This window comes from Streptomyces tremellae, assembly GCF_039540215.1.
GTDB lineage: Bacteria > Actinomycetota > Actinomycetes > Streptomycetales > Streptomycetaceae > Streptomyces > Streptomyces tremellae.
In genome coordinates, this window is record NZ_BAABEP010000034.1 from 3,998 (window position 1) to 10,304 (window position 6,307).

At 75.1% G+C, this 6,307-nt stretch carries 3 protein-coding genes; 2 read left to right on the forward strand and 1 reads right to left on the reverse strand.

Going from position 1 to position 6,307, the window contains the following annotated elements; translation table 11 throughout:
• Positions 1 to 406: 406 nt before the first annotated feature.
• Positions 407 to 2,503, forward strand: coding sequence for a HelD family protein (locus ABEA77_RS21680; RefSeq protein ID WP_345650147.1), 2,097 nt, complete (start codon positions 407 to 409; stop codon positions 2,501 to 2,503).
• 446 nt (positions 2,504 to 2,949) lie between these two features.
• Here ABEA77_RS21680 and ABEA77_RS21685 read toward each other — a convergent pair whose 3' ends face one another.
• Positions 2,950 to 3,654, reverse strand: a complete 705-nt coding sequence (locus ABEA77_RS21685) for a copper homeostasis protein CutC (RefSeq protein WP_345650150.1) — start codon at positions 3,652 to 3,654, stop codon at positions 2,950 to 2,952.
• A gap of 203 nt (positions 3,655 to 3,857) precedes the next feature.
• On the opposite strand from ABEA77_RS21685, the gene ABEA77_RS21690 reads away from it, so the two are divergent.
• Positions 3,858 to 6,179: a heavy metal translocating P-type ATPase gene (locus ABEA77_RS21690; RefSeq protein ID WP_345650153.1), complete on the forward strand. Its 2,322-nt coding sequence runs from the start codon at positions 3,858 to 3,860 to the stop codon at positions 6,177 to 6,179.
• The last annotated feature ends 128 nt before the right edge of the window (positions 6,180 to 6,307 follow it).

The window sequence follows — 6,307 nt, forward strand, 5'->3', positions numbered from 1 at the left end:
GCGGCGGAGGCGCATCCGGACACGGGGCGGAGTCCGGGCGGCGGAGGCGCATCCGGACACGGGGCGGAGTCCGGGCGGCGGAGGCGCATCCGGGCAGGGGGAATTTCGGGCGGAGGTGAGCGGAGGGGAATCCGGGCGGAGGCGCGTGGGGGCAAATCCGGGCGGAGGTAAAAGGGTTCGCCCGATGGTCGCGCGGCGGCTAGAATCTCGCGTCTCCCCCCGCCTCCTTCGTGGAGTGCCGCCGCCCGGACGGAAACCGGACGGCCGCCGTGACGTGATCCGCGCCGTACGGAGACCGCCGCACCGGCAAGGACCCGGTGCCCGGCCCCCCGGGGCGCCCGCACGCACCGCTCTCAGCCGCAGCCGCGTACCCGCACGCCGTGTACCTGTCACCGGAGGCCGTCCCGTGCCCTCGCACGCCCCTGACCCGACCGACACGCTCGATCCGACCGACCCGCTCGCGCGCGAGCGCGCCCATCTCGCCGCCTCCCGCTCCGCGCTGCGGGCCATGCGCGAGGAGGTGGAGTCCCTGGACATCCGCGACGTCGCCGCGAACTGGGTGAACGCCGCCGTCCTCGACGCGCAGATCAAGGACCGCATCTCCGCGCTCGCCGACCTGGCGCACACCCCTCTGTTCTTCGGCCGCCTCGACTACCTGCACGCGGTCGGCGCGGAGGAGGCCGAGGGCGCGGAGGGCGAGTCGTTCTACATCGGGCGCCGCCATGTGCACGACGCGCAGGGCGACCCGATGGTGATCGACTGGCGCGCCCCGGTCTCCCAGCCCTTCTACCGCGCGTCCAAGAAGAACCCGCTCGACGTACGGCTGCGACGGCGCTTCGGCTACACGGGCGGCGACCTCACCGCGTACGAGGACGAGCACCTCTCCGACCCGGCCGAGTCCGAACGCACCAGCGCGCTGCTCCAGGCGGAGATCGAACGGCCCCGCGTCGGCCCCATGCGCGACATCGTCGCGACGATCCAGCCCGAGCAGGACGAGATCGTCAGGTCGGGTCTCGGCGGCACGGTCTGCGTGCAGGGCGGCCCCGGCACCGGCAAGACGGCCGTAGGCCTGCACCGGGTCGCGTACCTGCTGTACGCGCACCGCGAGCGGCTGGCCCGCACGGGGACCCTCGTGGTCGGCCCGAACGCGTCCTTCCTGCGCTACATCGAGCAGGTCCTGCCCGCCCTCGGCGAGTTGGAGGTCAGGCAGGCGACCGTCGAGTCGCTGGTCGCGACGGACGCGGTACGGGTGCGGGGTACCGACCCCGCACCCACGGCGCTCGTCAAGGGCGACGCACGCATGGCGGAGGTGCTGCGGCGCGCGCTGCGCTCGCACGTCTCGATGCCGACGGAACCGCTGATGGTGGTGCGCGGCTCACGCCGCTGGCGCGTGCCCGCGTACGAGCTGGAGGAGATCGTCCGCGAACTCCTCGGCCGCGACATCCGCTACGGTGCCGCCCGCGAGGCGTTGCCCCAGCGGATCGCGCACGCGGTGCTCGTGCGGATGGAGCAGGCGGGCGAGGCGCCCGACGACCGGGTGCAGGACGCGGTGGCGCGCAACAGCGCGGTGAAGGCGGCCGTCAAGGCCGTGTGGCCGCCGGTCGACCCAGCCAGGCTGGTGCTGCGGCTGCTGTCCGACGCGGAGTTCCTCGCCGAGCACGCGGAGGGGGTGCTGACGGAGGAGGAGCAGCGAGCCGTGCTGTGGCCCAAGCCGGCCCGCAGCGTGAAGTCCGCGCCGTGGTCGGTGGCCGACGCGGTGCTGATCGACGAGGCGAACGACCTGGTCTCGCGCACCCACTCGCTCGGGCATGTCGTACTGGACGAGGCGCAGGACCTGTCGCCGATGCAGTACCGCGCGGTGGGCCGCCGCTGCTCCACCGGGTCCGCGACCGTGCTCGGCGACCTGGCGCAGGGCACCACGCCCTGGGCCACGGCCGACTGGACCGAGGCCCTGGGCCACCTCGGCAAGCCGGACGCGGTGGTGGAGGAGCTGACGGCGGGCTTCCGCGTGCCGCGCGAGGTGATCGCCTACGCGTCGCGACTGCTGCCGTCCATCGCGCCCGGCCTCACCGAGGTCCGCTCGGTCCGCGAGTCGCCCGGCGCCCTGTCCGTGCGGGAGATCGCGGCGGACGCCGCCGGCGACACCGTCGCCGACGCGGTGCTCGACGCCTGCCGCGAGGCCCTGAAGCACGAGGGCTCGACCGGCCTGATCGCGGCGGACGCCCGGGTCCCGGCGCTGGCGGCGGCGCTCGACGCGGCGGGCATGCCATACCTCTCGCCCGGCGAGGAGACCACGGCGGACTCCCGCCTGACCCTGGTCCCCGCGTCCCTGGCCAAGGGCCTGGAGTACGACTACGTGGTGCTCGAAGAACCGGCCGCCGTCGTCGCGGGCGAACCCGACGAACGCACCGGCCTGCGCCGCCTGTACGTCGCCCTCACCCGCGCGGTCTCCGGCCTCACGGTCCTCCACGCCGCTCCCCTCCCCGCGGCCCTCGCCCGCTGACCCCGCCGGGCCCGTGGGCCCGGACCGCGGGCCGGACGCGAGACGGCGCGGCAGGGCGGCGGGCCGGGTGCAGGACAACACGGCGGGGCCTTCGGGCCGGACGGCCGAACCGCAAGGCAGGCGCGCATGCCGGGCCCGAACCGCAAGGCGGGCGCGCATGCCGGGCGCACCTGGCCACAGGGCACGCCGGTCGGGGGCACGGCCGTGGGCGGGCGTGCCAGCCCCGGAGGCCGCGGCCGACAGCGGGCGCGGCACACAGACGGTGGCCGCAGACGCACCGTGGCGGCACACAGACGGTGGCCGCAGACGCACCGTGGCGGCACGCGCCCGCTGGCGGCGCACACGCGCGCGGAGCGGCACACCCCCGGAGCGGCACGCGCACTGAGCGGCACACGCGCGGGGCGGCATGCGCGCGGTGGCGGTGGCGTGCACGCGCGCGTCGGGCGTTACGCGTCGAGGGTGGCGCGCCAGCGGGCGACCGCGGCCGGGGCGACCGGGGCCTGCCAGCCGTGGGGGCGGGCCGCGCCCCCGATGTGGAAGGCGGTGACCCCCGCGGCGCGCAGCCCCGGCAGGTGGTCGACGCGCAGGCCGCCGCCGACCAGCAGTCGCTGCTCGTACCCCGGCTCACCCGCCGCTGTGGCCGCCGCCTCGGCGAGGAGCGTCGGCAGGCCCTCGTCGACACCGGCCGCAGAGCCCGCCGTGAGGTAGGTGTCGAGGCCCGGCATGTCACCGAGCTGCCGGCGCAGCGCCCCGCGGTCCGCCGCGCGGTCGATGGCCCGGTGGAACGTCCACCGGCAGCCGTCAAGCTCCGCGATCAGCCGCTCCACCGTCACGAGGTCGGGGCTGCCCGCCGCGTCGAGGAAGCCGAACACGAACTCCTCCGCGCCCTCGGCCCGCAGCCCGGCCGCCACGGCGACCAGCCGGTCCACGTCGGCGGGCGTGCCGGCGGAGAAGCCGTCCGTGAGCCGGAGCATGACGCGCAGGGGAATGTCGACGACCTCCCTGATGCGGCCGACCGTCTCCCGCGACGGGCTCAGGCCGTCCGCCGCCATGTCCGTGACGACCTCAAGGCGGTCCGCCCCGCCGTCACGCGCGGCTACCGCGTCATCGGCGTCGAGGGCGATCACCTCCAGCAGTGCGCGCTCGCTCATGCCCATCCGCTCCAGCAGGTCCGCTTCAACAGGTCTAGTCCAATTCCCCTCCTACCTTACGGGTCCCCGGTCCGCGCGCGCATCACCGCCCCACCCGCCCCGGTCACCCCTTGCCCTTCATACCCTGGAGGGGTATACCAGAGGGAGCAGCAATACCCCCTGGGGGTAGGATGCGCGAGTCGTCGATGCCGAGGAGCCACCTCATGAGCCTCACCAGGACCACGGAAGCCGACGCCGGAGCGGAAGCCGGCCACGCTCCCGCGGAGGTCGAGCTCGTGATCGGCGGCATGACCTGCGCCTCCTGCGCCGCCCGCGTCGAGAAGAAGCTCAACCGCATGGCAGGCGTCTCCGCGACGGTCAACTACGCCACCGAGAAGGCCAAGGTCAGCTACGGCGGCGGGCTCTCCGTGGACGATCTGATCGCCACCGTCGAGGCCACCGGCTACACGGCGCGCGAGCCGGAGCCCCCGGCCCCCACCGCACCCGTGACCGGCGCGGGCGGCGCCCCTGCCCTGGGGGGCGCTCCCGTCGAAGGCGTCCCCGCGGAGGACCCCGAACAGCGCTCCCTGCGCCAGCGGCTGACGACCGCCGTGGTGCTCGCCGTCCCGGTGATCGCGATGGCGATGATCCCTCCCCTCCAGTTCGACAACTGGCAGTGGCTCTCCCTGGCGCTCGCCGCCCCGGTCGTCGTCTACGCCGGCTGGCCCTTCCACCGCGCGGCATGGACGAACCTGCGGCACGGCGCCGCCACCATGGACACCCTGATCTCGGTCGGAACGCTCGCCGCCTTCCTCTGGTCGCTGTGGGCGCTGTTCTTCGGCACCGCCGGCATGCCCGGCATGCGCCACCCCTTCGAGCTGGCGATCACCCGCTCCGACGGCGCGGGCAACATCTATCTGGAGGCCGCGGCCGGCGTCACCGCCTTCATCCTCGCCGGGCGGTGGTTCGAGGCGCGGTCCAAGCGCACCGCGGGCGCCGCCCTGCGTGCCCTGCTCGACCTGGGTGCCAAGCAGGTCACCCTGCTGCGCGACGGGCGCGAGACCACCGTGCCCACCGCCGAGCTGCGGGTGGGCGACCGCTTCCTCGTGCGCCCCGGTGAGAAGATCGCCACCGACGGCACGGTCGTCGAGGGGTCGTCCGCCGTGGACGTGTCGATGCTCACCGGTGAGTCCGCGCCGGTCGAGGTCGCCGCGGGCGACGCCGTCACCGGCGCCACGCTCAACGCGGGCGGCCGGCTCGTCGTGGAGGCCACCAGGATCGGCGCGGACACCCAACTGGCGCGTATGGCCCGCATGGTCGAGGACGCGCAGAACGGCAAGGCGGCGGCGCAGCGGCTCGCGGACCGTGTCTCCGCCGTCTTCGTGCCCGTCGTCATCGCGCTCGCGCTCGGCACGCTCGGCGTCTGGCTGGCCCTCGGCGGCGGGCTGACGGCCGCCTTCACCGCCGCCGTGGCCGTCCTGATCATCGCCTGCCCGTGCGCCCTCGGCCTCGCCACCCCGACCGCGCTGCTCGTCGGCACGGGCCGCGGAGCCCAGCTCGGGATCCTGATCAAGGGGCCCGAGGTGCTGGAGTCGACCCGCCGGGTGGACACGATCGTGCTCGACAAGACGGGCACCGTCACCACGGGCCGGATGCGGCTCCGCGACGTCCACCTCGCCCCCGGCGTCACGGAGGAGGACGTCCTGCGGCTCGCGGGCGCGGTGGAGCACGCCTCCGAGCACCCCGTGGCCCGAGCCGTCGCCGAGGGCGCGGCGCAGCGCGTGGGAGAGCTGCCGGCACCCGAGGACTTCGCCGGCGTGCCGGGCCTCGGTGTCCAGGGCGTCGTGGAGGGCCGTGCCGTCCTGGCCGGGCGGCCCGCGCTGCTCGACCGGTGGGAGATCCGCCTCCCGGAGGAGCTGGAGCTGGCCAGGCAGCGGGCGGAGGCCGCGGGGCGCACGACCGTCGCGGTGGCGTGGGACGGCGAGGCCCGTGCCGTGCTCGATGTCGCGGACACCGTCAAGGACACCAGCGCGGAGGCCGTGCGGCGGCTGCGGGCGCTGGGGCTGCGGCCCGTCCTGCTGACCGGCGACAACAGGGCGCTCGCGGAGAGCGTCGCCGCCGAGGTCGGCGTGGACGAGGTGATCGCCGAGGTGCTGCCCGAGGACAAGCTCGACGTCGTCAAGCGGCTCCAGGCGGAGGGCAGGTCCGTCGCGATGGTCGGGGACGGGGTCAACGACGCGGCGGCGCTCGCCCAGGCCGACCTGGGGCTCGCGATGGGCACGGGCACGGACGCGGCGATCGAGGCGGGCGATCTGACGCTTGTCCGCGGCGACCTGCGCGCCGCGGCCGACGCGATCCGTCTCGCGCGCCGCACGCTCGGGACCATCAGGGGCAACCTCGTCTGGGCCTTCGGATACAACGTCGCCGCGCTGCCGCTCGCCGCCGCAGGGCTGCTCAACCCGATGATCGCGGGCGCGGCGATGGCCTTCTCGTCCGTCTTCGTCGTCGGCAACTCACTGCGCCTGCGCGCCTTCAAGGGCATGTGACACGTCCCGTCGCGGGGCATGTGACACGTCCCGCCGAAGGCTGTGTGGCACGTCCCGTCGAGGACGATGCGGCGCGTCCCGCCGAGGACGATGCGGCGCGTCCCGCCGAAGGACATAGGGCACGTCCC